Here is a 23,039-nt window from a genome sequence, read left to right on the forward strand (position 1 = left end):
AATGGCGCTCCTACTACGCCAGATGGCATGGTCCGTCAGCCCGGGCGCGCGATCAAGAGGAATGACAGTGACTTGCGTCACGCCACCTCCATCCCCGCCCAGAACGGCTGCAACCCCGCCTGGGACAGCCGGCGGCCCCTGACCGGCGGCACGGACGCCTCGACGATCGCGGCCATCCGGGCCGCGGGCGGCGACATCGTCCCGTCCATCGGCGGCTGGAGCGGCAGCAAGCTCATGCCGTTCGACTTCAACGGCCACGCCGACATGTACGGCGCCACGGTCAACGCGACCGAGGTCCTGAAGACCAAGCTGAAGTCCGTCTTCGGCTGGTCGGACGCGACGGCCTACGCCCATATCGGCATCTCGGGCATGAACAACAACTCCGACAGCGGCGAGGTCACCACCCCGCAGATCTGGACCCAGATCCGCGACTGGGCGAACGGCCACCTGACGGCCGGACCGTACGAAACGCCCCGGGGACAACTCCCCGGGGCGTTTCGTCGTGCCTCGTCAGTCAATGCGCGGAATATCCAAACCTCGGCGTAGCGTAATCCACGCCACTTTCCCGGGATCCATTCATGGTGCAAGCATCTGGGATGATGACCATGCCACAACGGTTCTGTACGTCGCCTTCGTGAGCGCCGGAGCGTGCGGGTCCGGGCGACGCCCTCAATGAGGAGGGGGACCGCGGGTGCCCCCGGGACGGGGCACCTTTGCGCGCGATTCCGACTCACGGAAGGTACAGGTACGACCCCCATGCGTGTCATCGAGCCGCTGTACGCGGAGATCCTCCGCCGCAACCAGGGTGAGCACGAGTTCCACCAGGCGGTCTGGGAGGTCCTGGAGACCCTCGACCCGGTGCTCGAGCAGCGTCCCGAGTTCGTCGACGCCCGGATCATCGAGCGGGTCTGTGAGCCGGAGCGCCAGCTGATCTTCCGGGTGCCGTGGGCGGACGACTCGGGCGACATCCACGTCAACCGCGGCTTCCGCGTCGAGTTCAGCAGCGTGCTCGGCCCGTACAAGGGCGGACTGCGGTTCCACCCGTCCGTCAACCTCGGCATCGTGAAGTTCCTCGGCTTCGAGCAGATCTTCAAGAACGCCCTCACCGGCATGCCCATCGGCGGCGGCAAGGGCGGCGCGGACTTCGACCCCAAGGGCCGCTCCGACGCCGAGATCATGCGGTTCTGCCAGTCCTTCATGACCGAGCTGCACCGCCACCTCGGCGAGTACACCGACGTGCCCGCGGGTGACATCGGTGTCGGCGGCCGGGAGATCGGCTACCTGTTCGGCCAGTACAAGCGGATCACCAACCGCTACGAGTCCGGCGTCCTCACCGGCAAGGGCCTGGGCTGGGGCGGCGCGCAGGCGCGTACCGAGGCGACGGGCTACGGCTGCGTCCTCTTCACCTCCGAGATGCTGCGCACCCGGGGCGAGTCCCTCGAGGGGCAGCGCGTCGCGGTGTCCGGCTCGGGCAATGTGGCGATCTACGCGATCGAGAAGGCCCAGCAGCTCGGCGCGACCGTGGTGACGTGCTCCGACTCCGACGGCTACATCGTCGACGAGAAGGGCATCGACCTCGAGCTCCTCAAGGAGATCAAGGAGGTCGGCCGGGGCCGTGTCGCCGAGTACGCCGAGCGCCGCGGCAGCCATGTGACGTACGTCCCCGGCAAGGGCGTGTGGAGCGTCCCGTGCGACGTGGCCCTGCCCTGCGCCACGCAGAACGAGCTGCACGAGGCCGACGCCGCGGCGCTGGTCGCGAACGGTGTGAAGGCCGTCGCGGAGGGCGCCAACATGCCGACCACCCCGGAGGCGGTGCGCGTCTTCCAGGAGGCGGGCGTGGCCTTCGCCCCCGGCAAGGCCGCCAACGCGGGCGGGGTGGCGACGAGCGCCCTGGAGATGCAGCAGAACGCGTCGCGCGACTCGTGGACGTTCGCGCACACGGAGGAGCGGCTGGCGGAGATCATGCGCCACATCCACGACTCCTGCTACACGACCGCCGAGCGCTACGGCAAGCCCGGCAACTACGTCGCGGGCGCGAACATCGCCGGCTTCGAGCTGGTCGCCGAGGCGATGCTGGCGCAGGGTCTCATCTGACCTTCCGTTGTACGAACCCGGCTCCCCCTCACCGCATGCGAGGGGGAGCCGGGCATTTCCGGTGCCCCGGTAACGCAGCGCACCGCGCCCCCTACTCCATCCCCGATGCCCGACGTCTTCGCAGCTCACCGGGCCGTTTCAGTCACGTCCGGGATTCGCGGGCCGCGGGGCGGTCTCGTGGCCCGTGCGGTGGCCTGCGGCGTGGCTCAGCGCCGGGGTCTCGCCGCTGAGGCGCACCGTGAGCTCGGTGGCGGTGATCGTGGGGAAGGCGTGGATACGGCGGACGCCGACGGTGAGGCCGCGGGCGATCGGGTGGCCGTCGGCGAGGACTTCGTGGGCGGTGACGCGCTGGCCGGTGGTGAGGTCCTCGGTGAGCTCCAGGTGGTCGAGGGTCACCGGGGCGGGGAAGCGGAGCGTGTACTCGCCGGGCTCCTCGGCGTCCAAGGCGGCCTCGATCGGGCTCCCGAAGCGGCGGGCGATCTCGTCGGTGAACTCCAGCAGCCGGGCGCGGTCGCGGTCGTCGATCAGGCCGCGGCGGTCCGGCGGGGTGTTGAGGAGGAGCCCGGCGCCCAGGCCCACCGAGCGGTACCAGATGCCCAGCAGGTGTTCGCGGCTCTTGAGGGTGTCGAGGTCGTCCGGCTGCCAGAACCAGTTGGCGCGGATCGGCACGTCGCACTCGGGCGGGAGGTAGCGGCCCTCGCCGAGGGTGATGACGTCGTCGGTGAAGAGGTTGAGGTCGGTGCTGCCGGTCACGTACTCGACGGGGTCGGAGGCCAGACCGTCCTCGTTGCCGGCCCAGCGGATGGTGGGGCGGCCCATGTTGAAGACCATGGCGTCCGGCTGGTGTTCGTCGACGACGGCCATGATCCGGTCCCAGTCGTACGCGCGTCCCTCGGAGCCCGCGCCGTCGAACCACACCTCGTACAGCGGCCCGTAGCCCGTGCACAGCTCGGTGAGCTGGCAGACGTAGAAGTCGTCGTACGCGGCGGGGTCGGCGTAGCTTGCGGCGTTGCGGTCCCACGGCGACAGATAGAGCCCGAAGCCCAGCCCGGCGGCCCGGCAGGCGTCGGCCAGCTCGCGGACCACGTCGCCCCGGCCGCCGCGCCACGGGGAGGAGGCCACGGAGTGGGCGGTGGTGGCGGTGGGCCACAGGCAGAAGCCGTCGTGGTGCTTGGCGGTGAGGACGACGTACTTCGCCCCGGCCCGCACGGCGGTGTCCGCCCACTGGGCGGCGTCCAGCTCCGCCGGGTCGAAGCGGGCGGGGTCCTCGGTGCCGTCGCCCCACTCCTGGCCGTAGAAGGTGTTGATGCCGAAGTGCAGGAACAGCCCGAAGCCGTTCTGCTGCCAGCGCAGCTGGCCGGGGCTGGGGGCGACGGGCACGCGGTGTCCTCCCGGGACGGATGATCTTGTCGACGGGCCGAGTCTGTCACCGGTCGGTCCTCGAAGCGACAGCCCCGGATCTCTTGAAGGAATACGGGAGCCGGCGGCCGGGGTGTCCCGGCCACCGGCTCCCACGAACCGCTGAGGCTCATCAGCCCTTCGCGACCAGCTCCCTGAGCGCGATGTTGAGCTTGAGCACGTTCACCGTGGGCTCGCCCATGAAGCCGAGGAGGCGGCCGTCGGTGTTGTCGTCGACGAGCTTCCGCACCTGGGCCGCGTCCAGCCCGTTCTTCTCCGCCACCCGGTGCACCTGGATGTCGGCGTAAGCGGGCGAGATGTGCGGGTCCAGACCCGACCCGGAGGAGGTGACGGCGTCCGCCGGCACGTCCTCCGGCTTGACCCGGTAGTCCGCGGTGGAGTTGTCCTTGACCACGGCGGCCTTGGCGTCCTTCACCCACTGGATCAGCTCCTCGTTGTCACCGGAGCGGTTGGTGGCTCCGGAGAGGATCAGCGCGTACTGGGTGTTGACGCCGTTGGTGCCCAGGCCGTTGGAGGGTCGCGGCTGGAACCAGCGCAGGTCCGGGCGCGGGGCCTCCTCGGGGTCGTCCGGGTTCTTCGGCGGGAGGTTGTACGTCTGGCCGATGAGCTCGGAGCCGACGACCTTGCCGGTGTGGTCCTTGATCTCGGAGCCGTTGGCCTTGTCGCCGAAGGCGGCCTGGGCGATCCCGGTGACGAGCAGCGGGTAGAGCACGCCGGTGACGACGGACAGGACGAGCAGGGCCCGCAGGCCGGCCCACAGCAGCCGGGTGGTGTTCGCTACGGAGGTGTTCATTGCGATCAGCCGATTCCGGGGACGAGGGAGAGGAGCAGGTCGATGATCTTGATGCCGATGAACGGGGCGATCAAGCCGCCGAGTCCGTAGATGCCGAGGTTGCGGCGGAGCATCCTGTCGGCGCTGGTCGGCCGGTACCGCACGCCCTTGAGGGCGAGCGGCACCAGGGCCACGATGATCAGCGCGTTGAAGATCACCGCGGAGAGGATCGCGGACTCCGGGGAGGCGAGCCGCATGATGTTGAGCTTGTCGAGGCCGGGGTAGGCCACCGCGAACATCGCCGGGATGATCGCGAAGTACTTCGCGACGTCGTTGGCGATGGAGAACGTGGTGAGCGCGCCGCGGGTGATCAGCAGCTGCTTGCCGATCTCGACGATCTCGATCAGCTTCGTCGGGTTGGAGTCCAGGTCCACCATGTTCCCGGCCTCCTTCGCGGCCGAGGTACCGGTGTTCATGGCCACCCCGACGTCCGCCTGGGCCAGCGCGGGAGCGTCGTTCGTACCGTCGCCGGTCATCGCGACCAGCTTCCCGCCCGCCTGCTCACGCTTGATGAGGGCCATCTTGTCCTCGGGCGTGGCCTCGGCGAGGAAGTCGTCGACGCCCGCCTCCTCGGCGATGGCCCTGGCGGTCAGCGGGTTGTCACCCGTGATCATCACGGTCCGGATGCCCATGCGGCGCAGCTCGGTGAACCGCTCGCGCATGCCGTCCTTGACGACGTCCTTGAGGTGGATCACCCCCAGGACCCGGGCGCCGCGGTCGTCCTCGACGGCGACCAGCAGCGGCGTACCGCCGGCCTCGGAGATCCGGTCGGAGACGCGGTCGGCGTCGTCGGCGACGGTGCCGCCGTGCTCCCGTACCCAGGCGAGTATCGAACCGGTGGCGCCCTTGCGGACCTTGCGGCCGTCGGCGTCGACGCCGGACATCCGGGTCTGGGCGGTGAAGGGCACCCACTCGGCGTGCGACAGTTCGCCCTGGTGGCGTTCGCGCAGGCCGTACTTCTCCTTCGCCAGTACGACGACGGAGCGGCCCTCGGGGGTCTCGTCGGCCAGCGAGGACAGCTGGGCGGCGTCGGCCAGTTCGGCCGCCGTGGTGCCCCGGACCGGGACGAATTCGGCGGCCCGGCGGTTGCCGAGGGTGATGGTGCCCGTCTTGTCGAGCAGCAGCGTGGACACGTCGCCGGCGGCCTCGACGGCGCGGCCGGACATCGCCAGGACGTTGCGCTGGACGAGGCGGTCCATGCCGGCGATGCCGATGGCCGAGAGCAGCGCGCCGATCGTCGTCGGGATGAGGCAGACCAGCAGTGCGGTGAGCACGATGAGGGAGGTCTCGTCGTCGGCGCCCGCGTAGATCGCGAAGGGCTTGAGGGTGACGACGGCGAGCATGAAGACGATGGTGAGCGAGGCGAGCAGGATGTTCAGCGCGATCTCGTTCGGCGTCTTCTGCCGGGCGGCGCCCTCCACCAGGGCGATCATGCGGTCGATGAAGGTCTCGCCCGGCTTGGTGGTGATACGGATCTCGATCCGGTCGGACAGCACCTTCGTACCGCCGGTGACGGCCGAGCGGTCGCCGCCGGACTCCCGGATGACGGGGGCGGACTCGCCGGTGATGGCGGACTCGTCGACGCTCGCCACACCGGCGACGACGTCACCGTCGCCGGGGATGATGTCGCCGGCCTCGCAGACAACCAGGTCGCCGACCGTGAGTTCGGTGCCGGGCACCCGTTCCTCGCGGCCGCCGACGAGCCGGCGTGCCACGGTGTCGGTCTTGGCCTTGCGCAGGGTGTCCGCCTGGGCCTTGCCGCGGCCCTCGGCGACGGCCTCCGCGAGGTTCGCGAAGATCACGGTGAGCCAGAGCCAGACGGCGATGACCCAGCCGAACCAGTCCCCGGGGTCCGAGATCGCCAGGGCGGTCGTGACCACCGAGCCGACCAGGACGACGAACATCACGGGGGACTTGACCATCACCCGCGGGTCGAGCTTGCGGACCGCGTCCGGCAGCGACTTGACGAGCTGACCCGGGTCGAAGACGCCGGCGCCGACGCGCCCGCTCCCGGGCCTGTGACCGGAGGGCACGTCGCTGTGGGGCGCCCGGGTCGGAGTTGCAGTGGACATGCTGTCCTCGGGGTGTGTTCTCTTCGTGTGGGTCGACATCACGCCAGACCTTCCGCGAGCGGGCCGAGGGCCAGGGCCGGGAAGTAGGTCAGACCGGTGATGATCAGGATGGAGCCGACCAGGAGGCCGGTGAACATCGGCTTCTCGGTACGCAGGGTGCCCGCCGTCTCCGGGACCGGCTTCTGCTCGGCGAGCGAACCGGCCAGAGCCAGGACGAACACCATGGGCAGGAAGCGGCCGAGGAGCATGGCCAGACCCACGGTGGTGTTGAACCACTGGGTGTCGGCGTTCAGCCCGGCGAACGCGGAGCCGTTGTTGTTGGCGCCGGAGGTGAAGGCGTACAGGACCTCGGAGAAGCCGTGCGCGCCCGTGTTCGTCATGGAGTCCGGCGGGGTGGGCAGCGCCATCGAGGCGGCGGTGAAGCCCAGGACCAGCGCCGGGGTGACGAGGATGTAGCAGGCGGCGAACTTGATCTCGCGGGTACCGATCTTCTTGCCCAGGTACTCGGGCGTCCGGCCGACCATCAGGCCGGCGAGGAACACGGCAATCACCGCCATGATCAGCATGCCGTAGAGGCCGGAGCCCACACCGCCGGGGGCGATCTCGCCGAGCTGCATGCCCAGCAGGTTGATGCCGCCGCCGAAGGCGGTGTTGGAGGAGTGGAAGGAGTTGACCGCGCCGGTCGAGGTCAGCGTGGTGGCGACCGAGAAGATCGCCGAGCCGCCGATGCCGAACCGGTCCTCCTTGCCCTCCATCGCCCCGCCGGCCGCCTCGAACGCCGGGCCGCCGCCGTGGAACTCGGTCCACATCATCAGGGCGGTGAAGCCGAGCCAGATGACGGCCATCGTGGCGAGGATCGCGTACCCCTGCTTCACGCTGCCGACCATCCGGCCGAAGGTGCGGGTCAGGGAGAACGGGATGACGAGGATCAGGAACACCTCGAGGAGGTTCGAGAAGGCATTGGGGTTCTCGAACGGGTGGGCGGAGTTGGCGTTGAAGTAGCCGCCGCCGTTGGTGCCCAGCTCCTTGATGACCTCCTGCGAGGCCACGGCGCCGCCGTTCCACTCCTGGGTGCCGCCGGAGAACTGGCCGACCTCGTGGATGCCGGAGAAGTTCTGGATGGCACCGGTGGCGACCAGCACGACCGCGGCGACCACCGCGATCGGCACCAGGATGCGGACGACGCCGCGGACCAGGTCGGACCAGAAGTTGCCGAGCTCGCCGGTACGGGTGCGGGCGAAGCCGCGGACCAGCGCCACCGCCACCGCCATGCCGACGGCCGCGGAGACGAAGTTCTGCACCGCCAGGCCGCCGGTCTGTACGACGTGGCCCATGGCCTGCTCGCCGTAGTACGACTGCCAGTTGGTGTTGGCCACGAACGAGGCGGCGGTGTTGAACGCCTGGTCCGGGTCGATGGAGGAGAAGCCCAGCGAGCCGGGCAGCGAGCCCTGGAACCGCTGCAGCCCGTAGAGGAACAGCAGGGAGGCCAGGGAGAAGGCGAGCACGCCGCGCAGATAGGCGGGCCAGCGCATCTCGGTGTCGGGGTTGGCGCCGATGGCCTTGTATATCCACCGTTCGACCCTCAGGTGCCGGTTCGAGGAGTACATCGTGGCCATGTAGTCACCCAGCGGACGGATGACCAGGGCCAGTGCCGCGGCGAGTGCGGAAAGCTGCACTGCGCCGGAAAGGACGGGACTCATGGCGCTGACCTAGAACCTCTCCGGGTGGACGAGGGCGAGGACCAGGTATCCGAGGAGTGCGACGGCCACGATCAGGCCGATGATGTTCTCGGCGGTCACAGCTTCGTCACCCCCTTCGCGACAAGTGCCACCAGCGCGAAGACCGCGATCATGGTGACGACGAAGGCCACGTCGGCCATCGTGTGCTCCCTGAGTGAGTCGTAGGTGTCTGACCACTCGAGGAAACAGCCGGTACGGCCGGATGTGATCGGTCCTTGACAGGTCCCTTACGCGCCTTGATCGGGCTTTGACGCCTTCCTAACGGTCTCGGGACCAAATATGGCTGATCGGGGCAAAACCCTCGGCCGCGACCACCCGCATATGATCACCCGGTGACTCACACCGCCACCCTCCGCACGGCCGCCCCGCCGACCGCCCCCGGCCTCGCCCTGCGCCCCTGGCGGCCGGCGGACGTGCCGGCGCTGGTCGCGATCGGCCGGGACCCGGACCTGCTCCGCTGGACCAACACCCCCGTGTCGGACGAGGCACAGGCGGCGGAATGGGTACGGACCCAGAACCGCGGCCGGGAGTCCGGGGAGCGATTCGCGTTCGCCGTGCTCGAGGGCCTTGCGCCGGTCGGCCACGTCGTGCTGAAGATCGCGGGGCCCCGTGCCGAGGTGGGCTACTGGACCGTTCCGCGGGCGCGCGGGAAGGGAGTGGCGGGCCGCGCCCTGGAGGCGGTCACGACCTGGGCCTTCGACGCCGGGCTGACCCGCCTCGAGCTCCTGCACCAGGTGGACAACGCCGCCTCGTGCCGCGTGGCGGAGCGGGGCGGGTACGCGTACGACCGGACCCTGCCGGCCGCGCCGCCCGCGTACCCCCACGACGGCCATCTGCACGTCCGCCGCCCGAGCGCCTGACCGGCGATGGCGGGCGGACACCCCGCCACCGCCGGCCCCTCCACCGCCGGCTGCAGACCGGCGGCGGGCCGGCTACGCCCGCGACAGGCGCAGCTCGTTCGCGCGCGCGACCCCGGCGTACCAGCGGGCGCTGGCCTTCGGGATCCGCTTGCCGGTGGGGTAGTCGACGTACACGGCGCCGAAGCGCTTGCTGTAGCCGTAGCCCCACTCGAAGTTGTCCAGCAGCGACCACAGGAAGTAGCCGCGTACGTCCACGCCCGCCTGGATCGCGCCGTGGACCGCCGCGAGGTGGCCCTCGAGGTAGGCGATCCGGTCGGGGTCGTTCACCTCGCCCTGCGGGTTGACGTAGTCGTCGAACGCGGCGCCGTTCTCCGTGACCAGCAGCGGGAGTTCGGGGACCTCGGCCTTGAGCTTCAGCAGCAGGTCACCCAGGCCGGACGGGTCGACGGCCCAGCCCATCGCCGTGGTGGAGCCGGGCGGCTGGTGGAAGACGACGTCGTCGGCCGCCGGCCACGGGCTGTACGCGCTGTTGCCGTGGCCGTCCGCGCCGTGGCTGGTGCCGGCCGAGCCGCCGGAGACGACGGTGGGCGTGTAGTAGTTGACGCCGAGGAAGTCGAGCGGCTGGTGGATCGCCTCCAGGTCGCCGCGGCGGACGAAGGACCAGTCGGTCAGCGCCGCGGTGTCCTCGAGGAGGTCCTCCGGGTAGGCGCCGTGGAGCATGGGGCCGGTGAAGGTGCGGTTGGCGAGGGCGTCGATCCGGCGGGCGGCGTCGGCGTCCTGCGCGCTCTCGGTGAGCGGTCTGACCTGGTGGAAGTTGAGCGTGACCGAGACCTCGGCGGTACGGGGCAGGGTCGCGCGCAGCGCCTGCACGGCGAGGCCGTGGCCCAGGTTGAGGTGGTGCGCGGCGCGCAGCGCGGCCACCGGGTCGGTGCGGCCGGGGGCGTGCACGCCGGAGCCGTAGCCGAGGAAGGAGCTGCACCACGGCTCGTTCAGGGTGGTCCACGTCCGCACCCTGTCGCCCAGGGCCTGCGCGGCCAGGCCCGCGTACTCGGCGAACCGCTCCGCCGTGACGCGCTCGGGCCAGCCGCCGGCGTCCTCGAGGTGCTGCGGGAGGTCCCAGTGGTAGAGGGTGGCGACCGGCTGGATGCCCTTGTCGAGCAGCTCGTCGGTGAGCCTGCGGTAGAAGTCCAGCCCCTGCTGTACGGCGGGGCCGCGGCCGGTGGGCTGGATCCGGGGCCAGGCGAGGGAGAAGCGGTACGCGCCCACGCCGAGGTCGGCCATGATCGCGACGTCCTCGCGCCACCGGTGGTAGTGGTCGGTGGCCACGTCACCGGTGTCACCGTTGCGGACCTTGCCGGGAATACGGGAGTAGGTGTCCCAGATGGAGGGGGTGCGCCCGTCCGCGGCGGCGGCACCCTCGATCTGGTAGGCGGCGGTGGCCGTGCCCCAGAGAAACAGCGGGGGAAAGGCCAGGATCTTGTGCGACCCGGCCTGGGACGCGAGATGTCCGACTGCGGTTGCCACGGGGTTCCTTCCGAACGAGCGATGTCACAGCACTTCAGGGGTGGGGCGGAGGGCTAGCCCTTGACCGCGCCCTGCATGATGCCGCCGACGATCCGGCGGCCGAAGACGACGAACATGACCAGCAATGGGAGCGTTCCCAACAGTGCTCCAGCCATAATGACGGATTGATCGCGGACATATCCGGCACTGAGCTGGGTGAGGGCCACGGGGACGGTGGGGTTGGTCATGTCCAGCACGATGTACGGCCAGAAGAAGTCGTTCCACGCGTGCACGAATGTGATCATGAACAGCACGGCCATGGCGGGCCGCGCGACCGGCAGCACGATGCTCCAGAAGATACGGAGCGAATGGGCGCCGTCCACCCGCCCGGCCTCGACGAGTTCGTCGGGCAGCGCGTCGCTCAGATACTGCCGCATGAAGAACACGCCGACGGCGCTGACCAGGGTCGGGAAGATGACGGCGGGCAGCTTCTGCCCCCACCCGAGCTCGGTCATCATCATGAACAGCGGCACCACCGCGAGCTGCGGCGGCACCATCATCGTCCCGATGACGAGCATCAGCAGGACGTTGCGCCCCTTGAACCGCAGCTTGGCGAAGGCGAATCCGGCGAGCGTGGCGAACAGCACGGTGGAGGTCGCGATGGCGCCGGCCACGATCATGCTGTTGATCATCGCCCGGCCCATCGCCGCGTCCGTCCAGGCCTTCCCCAGGTTCTCGAAGAGATTGGGGCCGGGCAGGAACGGCGGCGGGCTCTGGGTAACCCGGGTGTTGTCGGTCGAGGCGGCCACCATCGTCCAGTACAGCGGGAAGAGCGAGGCGAGGGTGGCGATGCCGAGCAGGATGTACGCGACCGGGCCGGCGTGATGCTGCCGCCCGGCGCGGATCCTGACGGGCAGCCGCGGACCGCGGCGCCCGCCGGGAGGTGTCTCGAGACGGGGGGCCCGAAGGGTTTCGGTGGTCATGGGTGGCATCTCCCGGTCAGGACGTGCGCGCCGAGCGCCACCGGCTGAGCAGGCGCTGCAGGACGAAGACGATGATGAGCAGCATGAACATGACCCAGGCCACGGTCGCCGCGCGGCCCATGTGGTAGAACTTCCAGCCCTCCTCGTACAGCAGCAGACCGAGGGTCTGGTACTGGTTGTCGGCCCCGCCGCTGATGCCGTTCGGCCCCTGGCCGAAGATCAGCGGCTCGCCGAAGAGCTGGGTGGCGCCGATGGTGGACAGCACGATCGTGAAGACGATCGTCGGCCGGATCCCGGGGATGGTGACCTTCAGGAACTGCTGCCAGCGCGAGGCGCCGTCGATGGCGGCGGCCTCGAAGCGGTCACGCGGGATGGCCTGCATGGCGGCCAGGTAGAGCAGGGCGTTGTAGCCGGTCCAGCGCCAGATGACGATGGAGGAGATCGCCAGCTGGGCGGCCCACTTGTGGTTCTCCCAGTCGATCTCGCCGAAGCCCACCGCGCCGAGCGCCCAGTTGATCATGCCGAAGTCACGCTCGAAGAGCATGGTGAACACCAGCGCCGCGGCGCCCACCGACGTCGCGTACGGCGTCAGCGCGGCGACCCGGAAGAACGTCGAGCCGCGCAGCCGGTAGTTCAGCAGATGCGCCAGCCCGAGCGCCATGAGGAGCTGCGGCACGGTGGAGAAGACGCCGATGGTGACGGTGTTGAGCAGGGCGTTCCAGAAGCGCTCGTCCGTCAGGAGGTCGGTGTAGTTGTCGAACGCGACCCACTCCATGATGTCCATGGTCGCGAGGTCGACGTCGTGCAGGGAGATCCACGCCGTGTAGACCAGCGGGTAGAAGCTGAAGGCGGCGAAGACCGCGAAGAAAGGGACGACGAAGGCGTACGGCGCGCCCCTGACGTCCAGGCGGTGCAGCAGGCCGGCGCGCCGGTCCGCCCCGGGTCCGGCGTTCTTGTCCGCGGCAGGCGGCGGGGCGCTCGAGGTATGAGAGGCCACCGGGTGTCCTTACGTGGGTGGGTGGACGTGCGCGAGGATCCCGGCGGCCGCCCGCCGTCGGTGCGGGCGGCCGCCGGGAGTCGGGTCAGCCGACGGCCTTGTCGATCCGCTCGCCGGCGGTCTGCCACGCCTCGTCGGCGCTCTTGCCGGACGACTCGATCAGGCTCAGCGCCTGGGAGAAGATGTCCTTGATCGTCCCGTCCTTCGGGCCCAGGACCTGCTCCTTCGGCATGTCCTCGGCGGCGGCCGCGAAGATCTGCCCGATCGGGGCCCCGGAGAAGTACTCGGACTTCATGTTCACGACCTCGGGCGCGGTCAGCGCCTCCTGCGAGGAGGGGAAGTTGCCCAGCGACTCGAAGATCCGGGCCTGCTGCTCGGGCGCCGTCAGCCAGGCGACGAGCTTCTTCGCCTCCTCCTTGACCGGGCTCTTCTCCATCACGCCGAGGAAGGAACCGCCCCAGCTGGCGCCCTTGGGGGCCTTGGCGACGTCCCACTTGCCGGAGTTCTTCGGGCCGGCCTTCTCACTGATGTGGGCGAGCATCCACGCCGGGCACACCGCCGTGGCGAAGGTGCCGTTGGCCAGGCCCGGGTCCCAGCCGGCCTGGAACTGGCGCAGCTTGGCGCTCAGCCCCGAGGCGGCGGCCTCCGAGGCCAGGTCCCAGGCCCCGGTGATCGTGGGGTTGTCCTGGTAGATGAGCTCGCCGGACTTGTCGTAGAACTGCTGGGAGTCGCCGTAGATCATGGCGTTGAACAGACCGCTGGAGGCGTCCATGTAGGCGACCTTGCCGCCCTTGTACCCGGCCTTGAACTGCTTGCCCACCTCGACGTACTTCTTCCAGTCGCCCGCCCACAGCTCGGCGACGGCCTCGCGGTCGGTCGGCAGTCCGGCCTGCTCGAAGTAGTCCTTGCGGTAGCAGACGGCCAGCGGGCCGGTGTCCGTGCCGACGCCTATGACCTTGCCGTCCTTGCCCGTGACCTGGCTCTGCTTCCAGGGCAGGAAGTGGTCCGTGCCGGGCAGCTTCGACAGGTCGACGAAGCGGTCGGCGCGGGTGTCGAGGAGTTCCTTGGCGCGGCCGATCTCGATGCCCTGGATGTCCTTGAGGCCGCTGTTGGCCGTCATGTGGGTCTGCAGGGCCGTGTAGTACGTCTGCTCGTCACCGGCGATGTCGGCCTTGATGATGACGTTCGGGTGCTGCTTCTGGTACTCGTCGAGGATCCCGGACTCCTTGATGCCCATCACCCCGAACAGCCCCATGGTGATGGTGGTCTTGCCGTCCTTGGTTCCTCCGCCGGTACCTCCGCTCTCGCCGCCGCAGGCGGTGAGCAGGCCGAGGGCCGTCACCACCGAGACGACGGCGGCGCCTCTCGTGCGCATCAGCTTCCGGGTCTTCTTCATGAACGTCCTCTCTGGGGCGGCGCGGCTCGGACGCACCGGCGAGATGGACCAGCCGGCCTGCCGACGAGGGTCCGGCAGGGCTTGGGAACGTTCCCAACGACTGGTGGGAACGTTCCCATTTTGGGGTGGGAACGTTCCCATGGCGCGTTCGAAGAGTGACCCCGAGTCGGACACCGTGTCAAGAACTTGAATCCATTCCGTTGCCGGGACATGTCCCGCGTCCGGCCGCGCAACTCCCCGGCGGACGGCTCGTACACCGCCGCCATCTGGCACAATCGCACTCGCGAACGGCGTGCAGCCGTTGGTGGACGAGGGGAAAGACATGGGGGCACAGCACCGGCCGACCATCAAGACCGTGGCCGCACGCGCCGGCGTCGGACGCACCACGGTGTCACGGGTGATCAACGGTTCCGAGCTCGTCAGCGACGAGGCCAAGGCCGCCGTCCTCGCGGCCATCGCCGAGCTCAACTACGTCCCGAACTCGGTGGCCCGCGGCCTGGTGACCCGGCGGACGAACTCCATCGCCCTGGTGATCCCGGAGGCCGAGAGCAAGGTCGGCGCCGAGCCCTACTTCTCCGCCGTGATCCGCGGGGTGAGCGCCGCCCTGCGCGACACCCGCACCCAGCTCCAGCTGGTCCTGGTCCGCGACCGCGACGAGCGCGACCAGCTCACCGGCCATGTCGCCGAGCGCCGCGTGGACGGCGTCCTGCTCCTCTCCGTCCGCCGGCACGACCCGCTCCCGGACATCCTCGAGCACCTGGGCCTGCCGACCGTCCTGGCCGGCCGCCGCGACGCCGACGAGTCCCTGAGCTACGCCTGCTCCGACAACCTGGGCGGCGCCCGGGAGGCCGGCCGCCATCTCGTCGCCTGCGGCCGCACCACGATCGCCACCATCACCGGCCCCCTGGACATGGAGGTGGGCCGCAGCAGGCTGCGCGGCTGGCAGGACGCAATGGACGAGGCGGGCCTCGCGGTCGAGGACTGCCCCGTCGCCACGGCGGACTTCACCGAGGAGGGCGGCATGGCCGCCATGCGATCACTTCTTGAACGCAACCCGCGGATCGACGCCGTCTTCGCCGCCTCCGACGTGATGGCGGTCGGCGCCATGCTGGAGCTGCGCCGCCAGGGCCGCCGGGTCCCCGACGACGTCGCCCTCGTCGGCTTCGACGACTCCTACATCGCCCGCTACGCCTATCCGCCCCTCACCAGCGTCCGCCAGCCGGTCGAGGAGCTCGGCTCCACCATCACCCGCATCCTGCTGGCGGAGATCGCCGACCCGGGCGCGGGCCACACCCACCGGGTGCTGCCCACGGAGCTGGTCGTACGGGAATCGACAGCGCCGCGCCGGTGACGGTCAGGTGTTCCGCACCAGGCCGAGCGCCGTCTCGCTGAAGGCGCGGACGCGGGCCGTCGCGCCGTCGGCGGGCCATACAAGGCCCCATTCCACGGGCGGGGCGTCCTCGAAGGGGACGTAGACGACGTCGGGGCGGGCGAAGTAGCGCCTGGTGTGGGCGCCGACGGTGAAGACACCCTCCCCGGCGCCGACGAGGGTCAGCGTCTCGTTGCAGGTCGCCGCCGAGGGGCCGGGGGTGATGGGCTTGCCCGAGGGGGTCAGGCGTGGTGCGAGGTCGTCGCGCAGGGATTCCGGGAGCGTGTCGGGCAGCCGCAGTACGGTGACGCGGGCCAGGTCCTCGGCGGAGACGGTAGCGCGGCGGGCGAAGGGGTGCGCTGTCGGTACGGCGAGCATACGCGCCTCCCGTACCAGGACCGGTCCCATGGTGATGCCGTCCTCGCGCATGGGATGGCAGGTCAGCGCCAGGTCCGCGGCGCCGTCGCGCAGCCAGGGCAGGACCTGCGGCAGGTGCGCCTCCTTGAGCCGGACCTCGCAGTCGGGGTGCCGTTCACGGAACGCCTGGGCGGCCCCGGCAAGCAGCTGGCCGGCCGCCGGTCCGGTGAAGGCGACCCGCAGCAGGCCGGTCAGCCCGCGTCCGGCGTCGACGGCCCGCTCGACCGCGGCGGTGATCCGGGACCAGGCGGGACGGGTCTCCTCGTACAGCTCCCGTCCCACGGGGGAGAGCTCCACCCGGCGGCTGGTGCGGTTGAACAGGGGGACGCCGATACGGCGCTCGAGTTTGGCGATGATCTGGCTGATCCGGGCCGTGGAGACGTGCAGCCGCGCGGCGGTGCGGCCGAAGTGCAGCTCCTCGGCGAGCGTCAGGAACGCCTCGAGCTCGTGCCGTTCCAGCATCCCTCGCCCTCCCGTCGTTAATCGGGGCTTCACGATTGTTGCGCGGATGCGCGTTGATGCGCTTTTCGGACCGCAGCAGGATCGAAGGCGTCGAGAGGCCCACCACCTGCCCGGGAGAACATCATGTACGTCACCCACGACCGCGCCCTGACCGCCCCCGCCGACGACACCGCCGCGGTCGTCGCGGAACTCGGGGACCGTGCGGAGATCACCGACGCGCTGTACCGCTTCGGCCTGGGCCAGGACCTCAAGGACAAGGACCTCTTCGCCTCGGCCTTCGCCGCCGACGCCGAGCTGGACTTCCGCCCGGCCGCCGCCAAATGGGGAGGCGAACCGCCGCTGATGACAGGGCGCGACAGCATCGTCGGCACCATTCTGGCCCTGTTCACCGGCCGGGTGGACACCACGCACCAGGTCACCAACGTCCGGATCGCGATCGAGGGCGACACCGCGCGGCTCACCGCGCTGGTGGAGGCCCAGCACCTGCTCGTCGCCGATCCCGCCGTACACGCGCTGCTGAAGAACCCGTACGACGTCGAGCTGGTCCGCGAGGGCTCGCGCTGGGTCATCCGGCGGCTTCGGATCGCCAATGCCTGGTACACCGGCGAACCCACCGCGATCTTCGGCTGAGTCCCTACGCCTCGCGCGCCCGTGAGCGGAACGTGCGGCGGTAGCTGTCCGGGGGCACGCCGACCGTGCGGTTGAAGTGGCGGCGCAGGGTGGTCGCGGTGCCCATGCCGGTCGTGTCCGCGATGCGGTCGACGCTGTCGTCGGTGTGCTCGAGGAGTTCCTGGGCGCGGCGGATGCGCTGGGTGTGCAGCCACTGCAGCGGGGTGGTGCCGGTCGCGGCGTGGAAGTGGCGGGTCAGATGGCGCGAGCTCATCCGCGCCCGGCGGGCCAGGTCCTCCACGGTCAGCGGCTGGTCCAGGCGCTCCAGGACCCACGGGAGCAGGTCGGCGAGCGGATGGTCGTCGCGGGCGGGGACCGGTGTGGTGACGAACTGGGCCTGCCCGCCGGCCCGGTGCGGGGGTACGACGAGCCGGCGGGCGGCGATGTTGGCGACGGCGGAGCCGTGGTCGAGGCGGATGAGGTGGAGGCACAGGTCCATCGCGGCGGCCTTGCCGGCGGAGGTGAGGACGGTGCCGTTGTCGACGTAGAGGACGTCGGGGTCGACCTCGACCCGCGGGTATCTCGCGGCCAGGGCGTCGGTGTGGGCCCAGTGGGTGGTCGCGCGCTTGCCGTCCAGCAGCCCGGCGGCGGCCAGTACGAAGGCGCCGGTGCACAGGGAGGCGATGCGGGCGCCGGCCTCGTGGGCGGCGCGTACGGCGTCCACCAGGTCGGCGGGCAGATCGCCGTCGATGTCGTCCCAGCCGGGGACGATCACGGTGTGGGCGCTCGGGAGCCGGTCGAGGCCGTGATCGGGCTCGAGCAGGAAGCGGCCGAAGCGGACGGGGGCCGGTCCGCAGACGTCGAGGTCGTACCAGGGGCCGGGGACGGCGTCGGGGGCGGAGCCGAAGACCTCGTGGGCGAGGGACAGTTCGAAGTGCAGCATGCCGTCGGTGGCGACGAGGGCGACTGAGTTCATGTCGGGAATTGTACGGGGCATGTCGTTCCGGACGCTGGTGGCCGGGTGCCCGTCCCAGCAGGATGGTTCTCGTTGATCGATTCGAGGGCGAGGACGGGAACCATGGGTTCGGTTGCGGTATTCGGTGCGTACGGGCACACGGGGCGGTTCGTGGTGGCGCGGCTGCTGGAGCGGGGGTTCACACCGGTGCTGGTCGGGCGTGACGGCGCCAAGCTGGGTGACCTGGCGGCGTCTTACCCCGGGCTCGAGGCTCGTACGGCGTCGGTGGACGACCCTGCCTCGCTCGACGGTGCGCTGTCCGGCGCCGACGCCGTGATCAACTGCGCGGGGCCGTTCGCGACGACGGCGGCTCCGGTGATCGAGGCGGCGCTGCGGGCCCGTATCCCGTACGTGGACGTGGCGGCGGAGATCGAGGCCAACGCGGACACGTTCGCGGACTTCGGGGACCGGGCCGGGGACGTGACGGTCCTCCCGGCGATGGCGTTCTACGGCGGGCTGGGCGACCTCCTGACGACGGCCGCGATGGGCGACTGGACGTCGGCGGACGAGGTGCACGTCGCGTACGGCCTCGACAGCTGGCACCCCACGGAGGGCACCCGCGCGGCGGGCAAGGTCTCCGGGGAGCGGCGGAACGGGCGCCGGGTGCGGTTCACGGACGGTCGGCTGACGTATCACGACGACGCGCTGCCCACGCTGAAGTGGCCGTTCCCCGAGCCGCTGGGCATGCGGTCGGTGATCGGGGAGTTCACGATGGCGGACGTCGTCACGATCCCGAGCCATCTCGCGGTTCCGGAAGTCCGGACGTATATGACCACGGAGGCGGCCGGTGACCTGGCGTCGCCGGAGACACCGTCGCCTTCGGCGGTCGACGAGCGCGGGCGGTCCGGGCAGACGTTCGTGGTGGATGTCGTGGTCCGCTCCGACGGCGCCGAGCGGCGTGCTGTGGCGAGGGGGCAGGACATTTATGCGGTGACGGCGCCGTTGGCGGTGGAGGCGGTGGAGCGGATCCTCTCCGGGCGGACGCGGACGACGGGGGTTGCTTCGGCTGGGGAGCTGTTCGACGCGGGGGATTTCCTGCGGGCGCTTGCTCCGCATATCGCGGTGGAGCTGTCGTGAGGGCTGCGGTCGGATGGCGCCGGCATCAGGTCGGGTAAGGCAACTGGATGGCGTCTACACGGACACGGCTCCGGCGTGTCCGTGGCTGCCACGACCTCGCGTCGAAGTCCCGCGAGAATCGGGCCCAGCACCCGGTCCGGGCCTCGGCCGCCATTGTGGGACAGTCCATGGTGAGGTCGTGTTGTAGATGCGCCGACTTGGCCGCTGCCGCACAGTGTCTTGTGTGACCGAATAGCGATGCCCTTGAGTTTCTGTGGTTACGCATCGCTAGTCCAGTCGGGTCTCAGGAGAGGCAACGCAATGACAGAGAGCGCAAACGAAGACACCGCAAGGCTGGAAGGCGTCAAGTCGAAAAAATGCAACGATGACCCCCCAGTTGACTCGATTTCAATCCCGATCGAGCCGGATCGCGAAATCTCCAGAGAACCTCGCGTACAAAAAACGTGCCCGTGGCCGGAGGGTACGCGGATCAGCGTCGGGAACTGCGTCATTGAGCCACTGAGGATCATCTTCTGGTCAGACGGAAGGGCTCGCTTCGAGTCCCGTGTCGCGACGTCGTCGTTCGGCTCCGGCGATGTCTGGGTGTTCTACGGCGGGATCTCACTTCGAGACTTCAACGGTGCCACACTGTGGACCTCCGAGAAGGTCGTCGGTCCGGAAATGCCTGGCCCGGGCTTCCAGGACTGGAATCATGGATTCGCCTTCCCGGTGGTATTCTTCGACCACATCAATACCGCCAGACTGAACCAGATGCACTGCTGACCATTCTGGACAGTTATGGTGGGGCCTCTTCCCAACAGGAGAAGAGGCCCCAGAACCTTCTGAGCCACTTCGCGATCTCGTCGAGCTACTTCTGGGTGCACCGGGAAGGGGCTCGAACGCCACCCGCGCGCGCCTCGAACTTCATACCCGACACAGGCAGGACGAGTCGATGCAAGCGCCGACCTCGCGCACCGACGGGTCGGTAATCCGTGGGGATTACCCGCTCCAATTTCTCGCCACAATTCTGCAGGATGCATCTGCGCTCGGGATCAGGGTCTCGGTTGATCCGGTCACAAGACCATCTCGCCTGACAGCGGTTCTATCCGAACAGGTCGTTGGAGAAGCCAGCTGCGGGCAACAGCACCTCCTCGTTCATCCACGATGACACGGTGTTGATCGCGAGTTCCCTGTCGATGAAGCAGTCGCCCGGAATCTCCAAATATTCATCGAATTGCACCTTACGCAGAGTTCGCTCCCCGCTCCGGGGACCCCGCGTCACGGTCTGAAAGAACTCGTCATCGGTATGGATGATCGCCCAACGAGTCGGGCCGATGCCAATACCGAGCGATTTCCCCGGGATGTCGACGCCCCTCCACAGAGAGACCCCGGCCAGGCAGCCTGCCCCCTCTACCTGGTAGAGACGTGCGGCCAGATCAGCTTGCACAACGACTTCTTCGACGCAGGTCACCCTGCAGCCGATCTCCGACAGGCTCCTCGGCTGCCAATACGACAGAGGAAAGGCTCTGCCCGCCACCTCCTCGGTCATACGTCTCCCGTTCGGAACTCGGCCGTCCCCAGCACCGGATGGCCTGGGATGTGCGCCGTCATTGGACCATGTTCGCGGTCGCGTGGAGGGGGAGGTCTCCCGGGAAAGACGGTCCGCGGTACCACCCGACGGCACTCACGGCTTCACGACCCGGTCGCACACCCACACGTACTATCCGCATGTGTCTCTGACTGATCTCAGCCACGGGTTTCGTGACGACGACCAGCGCGCGAGGGTTCGGCGAATAGTCCACGATCGCCTCGCCGACGATCGGCGTCCCCAGGAGTGCCGCTGCCTCATGCGGTTCTGGTGGCAACTCGGTATGACCTACCGAGAGGTCTCCATGGAGGAACTCCGCCGGAACGTGGGCGAGTCAAAACTGGAAGTGATCGAGGGACTGATCACCGCCATCCGGACGTCACACGCCAGGATCGAGACCTGGATCACCACCACCCGCCAGACCTTCCCCGTGATCCATGACCGCGGCTTCTGGGCCTACGACGAGAACGGCTGACGTCCACACACGCTCCTCCCTGGGCAGACCCGCGCCCAAGAGGCACCGGATCACGCCGCTCGCGCATGGTGTGGCCGTGCGGCGCGCACGATGGCGCGAAGCTCGGCGGCGCGTTCGACGACGTGCACGCCGGCTGAGGGCGCGTCCTCGGCGTGCCCGGCGACCCGGCCGGGCGATCCCGCGGACAGCGCCTGCGTGGAACAGCGGGCGCAGACGCGGGCGTGCGCGCCCCTGTGTAGCGGGGCGCCACAGGATGTGCACTCCGGTAGGGGTGCGGCCGGGGCGTACGGGTCGGAGTGGGCCCGTGGGGCGGGAAGTTTGCGGGTCAGGCGGTCGGCGAGGAGTGCGCGGGGGCTGTGGATCCGGGGTGGGAGGCCGGAGGTGAGGAGGCTGCGCGTTTCGAGCTCGGTGACGCCGTGCTCCAGCCAGCGGGCGGCGAGCGGGGCCAGGGCGAGGGTGTCGGCGGCGCCGAGGGTGAGGCGGGGTTCGGTGCGGGCCAGGCGGGTGAGGAGGGCGGCGGCGGGGGCGTGCTCCTCCGGCAGCGGTGCGGCGGCCGGCTGGTCGGCGCGCTCCCCCGCGTGCGCGCGGATCTCGCGCACGGGCGCGGGCGCGGGGTGGGTGGGTTCTTTCACCTGGTTCTTTTCCCCCTGGGGGGACGTTCCCGATTCCCCGGGTGTCGAGGAACCGGGTCCCGGTTGGCCGGGCATCGGTTCCGCCGAGGTCTGCGGAGTGTCATACACGGCGGTCAGCGTACGGACCCGCCCGTCGGTCCCCCGCACGGTGCGGCGCTCGTAGTAACCCAACTCGACGAGCTCATCGAGGGCATTGGCGATGCTCTGACGACCGAGGCCGGTGTTCCTCTCGGCGAGAGTGCGTACGTCCTCACGGGTCCCGTCGGGGAGGGAGAGAAGGTAGCCGAGGAGCCCTCGGGCGGTGAAGCTGAGGCGGCGGTCCTGGAGGACTTCGTTACCCAGGACGGTGAAGCCGCGCGTGCGCGCGGTAAGGTGAACTCGCATCGAAGAGTGCTTTCTTCGTTGTCGGGCCCCGGGGTGTTGGTAGCACCGCCGGGGTCGATCATTTATGGGGTTGTCTGGGCGCGAGCGTAACGGGAGCCGCCGCCGATTCCCTAATTGAGCTGGGGAGTTGTGGTTGCACGCGGGTTCGCCGCGCGCCCCCGCACATCCCTGGCGATCAAGCCAGCGGTTTCGGGAAATCATGTGGCCCCACATGGTGAACCGGGCTACCTACGGAACCCGAACCCCAGACCAGGCCCCGACGTCACATTGCCCGTCGGCGTTGTTCCCCGCAGCCACGACTGTGCCGTCGGCACGCAGGCCAAGGGTGTGCGTCGAACCTGCCGCCACAGCGACAATGCCACGCCACTCACCAACGTCGCACTGCCCGAAACGGTTGTCTCCCGCCGCGAGAACCCGCCCGGACGCAGTGACCCCGACGGTGTGATAGCTGCCCGCATCGAGCGCCACCACGCCCTCCCACTCACCTACCTCACACGCCCCACTCCCCCGGGCTCCGGTCGCCACCACCCGCCCACCGTTTCCGAGACCGACGGTATGGAGATACCCGGCCGACACGGCAACCAGATCCCGCCACCCCCCAACGGCACACTGCCCCCGCCGCCCGTTCCCCACAGCCACCACGGACCCGTCCGACCGCAAACCAACCGAATGCCAGTCACCACACGAGACGGCGACCATCTCACGCCAGAACCCCACGTCACACTGCCCTTCCGCCCCCCGCCCGACGGCCACCACACGCCCGTTCCCGAGCACCCCAAGCGTCCGACGCCACCCTGCGGCAACGGCCACGACATCCCGCCATCCGGCGACATCACACTGCCCGTCGCCGTTCCAGCCGGTTGCCAGCACGGTGCCGTCCGACCGGAGTCCGACCGTATGAGACCTACCGGTGTTCGTCGCGGCATGGACATTCCCGGCGGCCACCGCGACGACGCCTTCCCACCCCGCGACACGGCATTCACCGACGGCCGAATTACCGACGGCGACCACGGATCCGTCCTCACGCCGCGCGACCGAATGGCGCCTTCCGGCCGCCAGCACCGACGAGTTACCCATTCCACCTCCCCTGTCGGACTCCCGCTGCCGAGAACGTCACGGCACCAGTCTGTATCGGGC

The 23,039-nt window shown here is 69.6% G+C and carries 21 protein-coding genes and 2 pseudogenes; 8 read left to right on the forward strand and 15 right to left on the reverse strand.

Features of this window, described 5'->3' with window-relative positions; genetic code table 11:
* Positions 1-90 precede the first annotated feature (90 nt).
* Positions 91-447, forward strand: a pseudogene (locus SRB5_RS23075) (hypothetical protein); the annotation flags it as partial.
* Positions 448-756: 309 nt separating this feature from the next.
* A complete protein-coding gene (gdhA, locus tag SRB5_RS23080; protein WP_153455126.1) occupies positions 757-2,094 on the forward strand; it encodes an NADP-specific glutamate dehydrogenase in 1,338 nt (445 codons plus the stop codon).
* A 138-nt stretch (positions 2,095-2,232) separates the two neighbouring features.
* On the opposite strand, the gene SRB5_RS23085 is transcribed toward gdhA, so the two are convergent.
* The 5 genes from SRB5_RS23085 to kdpF form a co-directional block, all read right to left on the reverse strand.
* Positions 2,233-3,474 (reverse strand): alpha-L-fucosidase, encoded by a 1,242-nt coding sequence (locus tag SRB5_RS23085; RefSeq protein WP_323378326.1) that lies wholly within the window; start codon positions 3,472-3,474, stop codon positions 2,233-2,235.
* 151 nt (positions 3,475-3,625) lie between these two features.
* Positions 3,626-4,306, reverse strand: a complete 681-nt coding sequence (locus SRB5_RS23090; RefSeq protein ID WP_153455128.1) for a potassium-transporting ATPase subunit C — start codon at positions 4,304-4,306, stop codon at positions 3,626-3,628.
* Positions 4,307-4,311: 5 nt separating this feature from the next.
* A complete protein-coding gene (gene kdpB, locus SRB5_RS23095) occupies positions 4,312-6,417 on the reverse strand; it encodes a potassium-transporting ATPase subunit KdpB (protein WP_407703957.1) in 2,106 nt (701 codons plus the stop codon).
* A gap of 38 nt (positions 6,418-6,455) precedes the next feature.
* On the reverse strand, positions 6,456-8,117 hold the full coding sequence (kdpA, locus tag SRB5_RS23100) for a potassium-transporting ATPase subunit KdpA (protein ID WP_153455132.1): 1,662 nt from the start codon (positions 8,115-8,117) through the stop codon (positions 6,456-6,458).
* A 9-nt stretch (positions 8,118-8,126) separates the two neighbouring features.
* Positions 8,127-8,216 (reverse strand): K(+)-transporting ATPase subunit F, encoded by a 90-nt coding sequence (gene kdpF / locus SRB5_RS23105; protein WP_323378327.1) that lies wholly within the window; start codon positions 8,214-8,216, stop codon positions 8,127-8,129.
* A 272-nt stretch (positions 8,217-8,488) separates the two neighbouring features.
* Between kdpF and SRB5_RS23110 the strand changes: the two genes are divergently transcribed.
* Positions 8,489-9,016, forward strand: coding sequence for a GNAT family N-acetyltransferase (locus tag SRB5_RS23110; RefSeq protein ID WP_323378329.1), 528 nt, complete (start codon positions 8,489-8,491; stop codon positions 9,014-9,016).
* 72 nt (positions 9,017-9,088) lie between these two features.
* Here SRB5_RS23110 and SRB5_RS23115 read toward each other — a convergent pair whose 3' ends face one another.
* The 4 genes from SRB5_RS23115 to SRB5_RS23130 form a co-directional block, all read right to left on the reverse strand.
* Complete coding sequence (locus tag SRB5_RS23115) at positions 9,089-10,540, reverse strand: GH1 family beta-glucosidase (protein WP_407703958.1); 1,452 nt, start codon at positions 10,538-10,540, stop codon at positions 9,089-9,091.
* Positions 10,541-10,593: 53 nt separating this feature from the next.
* Positions 10,594-11,502: a carbohydrate ABC transporter permease gene (locus SRB5_RS23120; RefSeq protein WP_153455134.1), complete on the reverse strand. Its 909-nt coding sequence runs from the start codon at positions 11,500-11,502 to the stop codon at positions 10,594-10,596.
* Positions 11,503-11,518: 16 nt separating this feature from the next.
* Positions 11,519-12,499, reverse strand: coding sequence for a carbohydrate ABC transporter permease (locus SRB5_RS23125; RefSeq protein ID WP_323378330.1), 981 nt, complete (start codon positions 12,497-12,499; stop codon positions 11,519-11,521).
* A gap of 85 nt (positions 12,500-12,584) precedes the next feature.
* Positions 12,585-13,895, reverse strand: a complete 1,311-nt coding sequence (locus SRB5_RS23130) for an extracellular solute-binding protein (RefSeq protein ID WP_153455135.1) — start codon at positions 13,893-13,895, stop codon at positions 12,585-12,587.
* 322 nt (positions 13,896-14,217) lie between these two features.
* On the opposite strand from SRB5_RS23130, the gene SRB5_RS23135 reads away from it, so the two are divergent.
* On the forward strand, positions 14,218-15,246 hold the full coding sequence (locus SRB5_RS23135) for a LacI family DNA-binding transcriptional regulator (protein WP_153455137.1): 1,029 nt from the start codon (positions 14,218-14,220) through the stop codon (positions 15,244-15,246).
* Positions 15,247-15,249: 3 nt separating this feature from the next.
* On the opposite strand, the gene SRB5_RS23140 is transcribed toward SRB5_RS23135, so the two are convergent.
* A complete protein-coding gene (locus SRB5_RS23140; RefSeq protein WP_153455139.1) occupies positions 15,250-16,143 on the reverse strand; it encodes a LysR family transcriptional regulator in 894 nt (297 codons plus the stop codon).
* A 123-nt stretch (positions 16,144-16,266) separates the two neighbouring features.
* On the opposite strand from SRB5_RS23140, the gene SRB5_RS23145 reads away from it, so the two are divergent.
* Entirely contained in the window at positions 16,267-16,773 is a 507-nt protein-coding gene (locus SRB5_RS23145; protein WP_153455141.1) for a nuclear transport factor 2 family protein, read from the forward strand.
* 4 nt (positions 16,774-16,777) lie between these two features.
* On the opposite strand, the gene SRB5_RS23150 is transcribed toward SRB5_RS23145, so the two are convergent.
* Complete coding sequence (locus SRB5_RS23150) at positions 16,778-17,728, reverse strand: helix-turn-helix domain-containing protein (RefSeq protein ID WP_153455143.1); 951 nt, start codon at positions 17,726-17,728, stop codon at positions 16,778-16,780.
* A gap of 102 nt (positions 17,729-17,830) precedes the next feature.
* On the opposite strand from SRB5_RS23150, the gene SRB5_RS23155 reads away from it, so the two are divergent.
* Together SRB5_RS23155 and SRB5_RS23160 are read left to right on the forward strand one after the other, a co-directional pair.
* Positions 17,831-18,844 carry a saccharopine dehydrogenase family protein gene (locus SRB5_RS23155; RefSeq protein ID WP_153455145.1) on the forward strand — a complete coding sequence of 338 codons (1,014 nt, stop codon included), beginning with the start codon at positions 17,831-17,833 and terminating at the stop codon, positions 18,842-18,844.
* Positions 18,845-19,144: 300 nt separating this feature from the next.
* Positions 19,145-19,606, forward strand: coding sequence for a DUF6294 family protein (locus SRB5_RS23160; RefSeq protein ID WP_153455147.1), 462 nt, complete (start codon positions 19,145-19,147; stop codon positions 19,604-19,606).
* Positions 19,607-19,925: 319 nt separating this feature from the next.
* Here the strand turns inward: SRB5_RS23160 and SRB5_RS23165 are convergent, their stop codons facing one another.
* Entirely contained in the window at positions 19,926-20,372 is a 447-nt protein-coding gene (locus SRB5_RS23165; protein ID WP_153455149.1) for a hypothetical protein, read from the reverse strand.
* A gap of 322 nt (positions 20,373-20,694) precedes the next feature.
* Here SRB5_RS23165 and SRB5_RS23170 point away from each other — a divergent pair, with 322 nt between their 5' ends.
* Complete coding sequence (locus SRB5_RS23170; RefSeq protein WP_153455151.1) at positions 20,695-20,886, forward strand: hypothetical protein; 192 nt, start codon at positions 20,695-20,697, stop codon at positions 20,884-20,886.
* A 50-nt stretch (positions 20,887-20,936) separates the two neighbouring features.
* On the opposite strand, the gene SRB5_RS35930 is transcribed toward SRB5_RS23170, so the two are convergent.
* From SRB5_RS35930 to SRB5_RS23180, 3 genes and pseudogenes are all read right to left on the reverse strand, one after another.
* A complete protein-coding gene (locus tag SRB5_RS35930) occupies positions 20,937-21,518 on the reverse strand; it encodes a hypothetical protein (RefSeq protein WP_194293006.1) in 582 nt (193 codons plus the stop codon).
* A 174-nt stretch (positions 21,519-21,692) separates the two neighbouring features.
* Positions 21,693-22,115 (reverse strand): annotated as a pseudogene (locus SRB5_RS37755) (hypothetical protein); the annotation flags it as partial.
* A 15-nt stretch (positions 22,116-22,130) separates the two neighbouring features.
* Positions 22,131-22,979 (reverse strand): RCC1 domain-containing protein, encoded by an 849-nt coding sequence (locus SRB5_RS23180; RefSeq protein ID WP_153455155.1) that lies wholly within the window; start codon positions 22,977-22,979, stop codon positions 22,131-22,133.
* Positions 22,980-23,039 lie beyond the last annotated feature (60 nt).

Source organism: Streptomyces smaragdinus (assembly GCF_009604385.1).
Taxonomy (GTDB): domain Bacteria; phylum Actinomycetota; class Actinomycetes; order Streptomycetales; family Streptomycetaceae; genus Streptomyces; species Streptomyces smaragdinus.

Coding starts and splice junctions, on each gene's coding strand:
- SRB5_RS23150 (WP_153455143.1), bottom strand. CDS start 17,728: ATGAACTCAGTCGCCCTCGTCGCCACCGACGGCATGCTGCACTTCGAA.
- kdpB (WP_407703957.1), bottom strand. CDS start 6,417: ATGTCCACTGCAACTCCGACCCGGGCGCCCCACAGCGACGTGCCCTCC.
- SRB5_RS23145 (WP_153455141.1), top strand. CDS start 16,267: ATGTACGTCACCCACGACCGCGCCCTGACCGCCCCCGCCGACGACACC.
- gdhA (WP_153455126.1), top strand. CDS start 757: ATGCGTGTCATCGAGCCGCTGTACGCGGAGATCCTCCGCCGCAACCAG.
- SRB5_RS23160 (WP_153455147.1), top strand. CDS start 19,145: ATGACAGAGAGCGCAAACGAAGACACCGCAAGGCTGGAAGGCGTCAAG.
- SRB5_RS23135 (WP_153455137.1), top strand. CDS start 14,218: ATGGGGGCACAGCACCGGCCGACCATCAAGACCGTGGCCGCACGCGCC.
- SRB5_RS23130 (WP_153455135.1), bottom strand. CDS start 13,895: ATGAAGAAGACCCGGAAGCTGATGCGCACGAGAGGCGCCGCCGTCGTC.
- SRB5_RS23120 (WP_153455134.1), bottom strand. CDS start 11,502: ATGACCACCGAAACCCTTCGGGCCCCCCGTCTCGAGACACCTCCCGGC.
- SRB5_RS23140 (WP_153455139.1), bottom strand. CDS start 16,143: ATGCTGGAACGGCACGAGCTCGAGGCGTTCCTGACGCTCGCCGAGGAG.
- SRB5_RS23155 (WP_153455145.1), top strand. CDS start 17,831: ATGGGTTCGGTTGCGGTATTCGGTGCGTACGGGCACACGGGGCGGTTC.
- SRB5_RS23170 (WP_153455151.1), top strand. CDS start 20,695: ATGACCTACCGAGAGGTCTCCATGGAGGAACTCCGCCGGAACGTGGGC.
- kdpA (WP_153455132.1), bottom strand. CDS start 8,117: ATGAGTCCCGTCCTTTCCGGCGCAGTGCAGCTTTCCGCACTCGCCGCG.
- SRB5_RS23180 (WP_153455155.1), bottom strand. CDS start 22,979: ATGGGTAACTCGTCGGTGCTGGCGGCCGGAAGGCGCCATTCGGTCGCG.
- SRB5_RS23165 (WP_153455149.1), bottom strand. CDS start 20,372: ATGACCGAGGAGGTGGCGGGCAGAGCCTTTCCTCTGTCGTATTGGCAG.
- SRB5_RS23090 (WP_153455128.1), bottom strand. CDS start 4,306: ATGAACACCTCCGTAGCGAACACCACCCGGCTGCTGTGGGCCGGCCTG.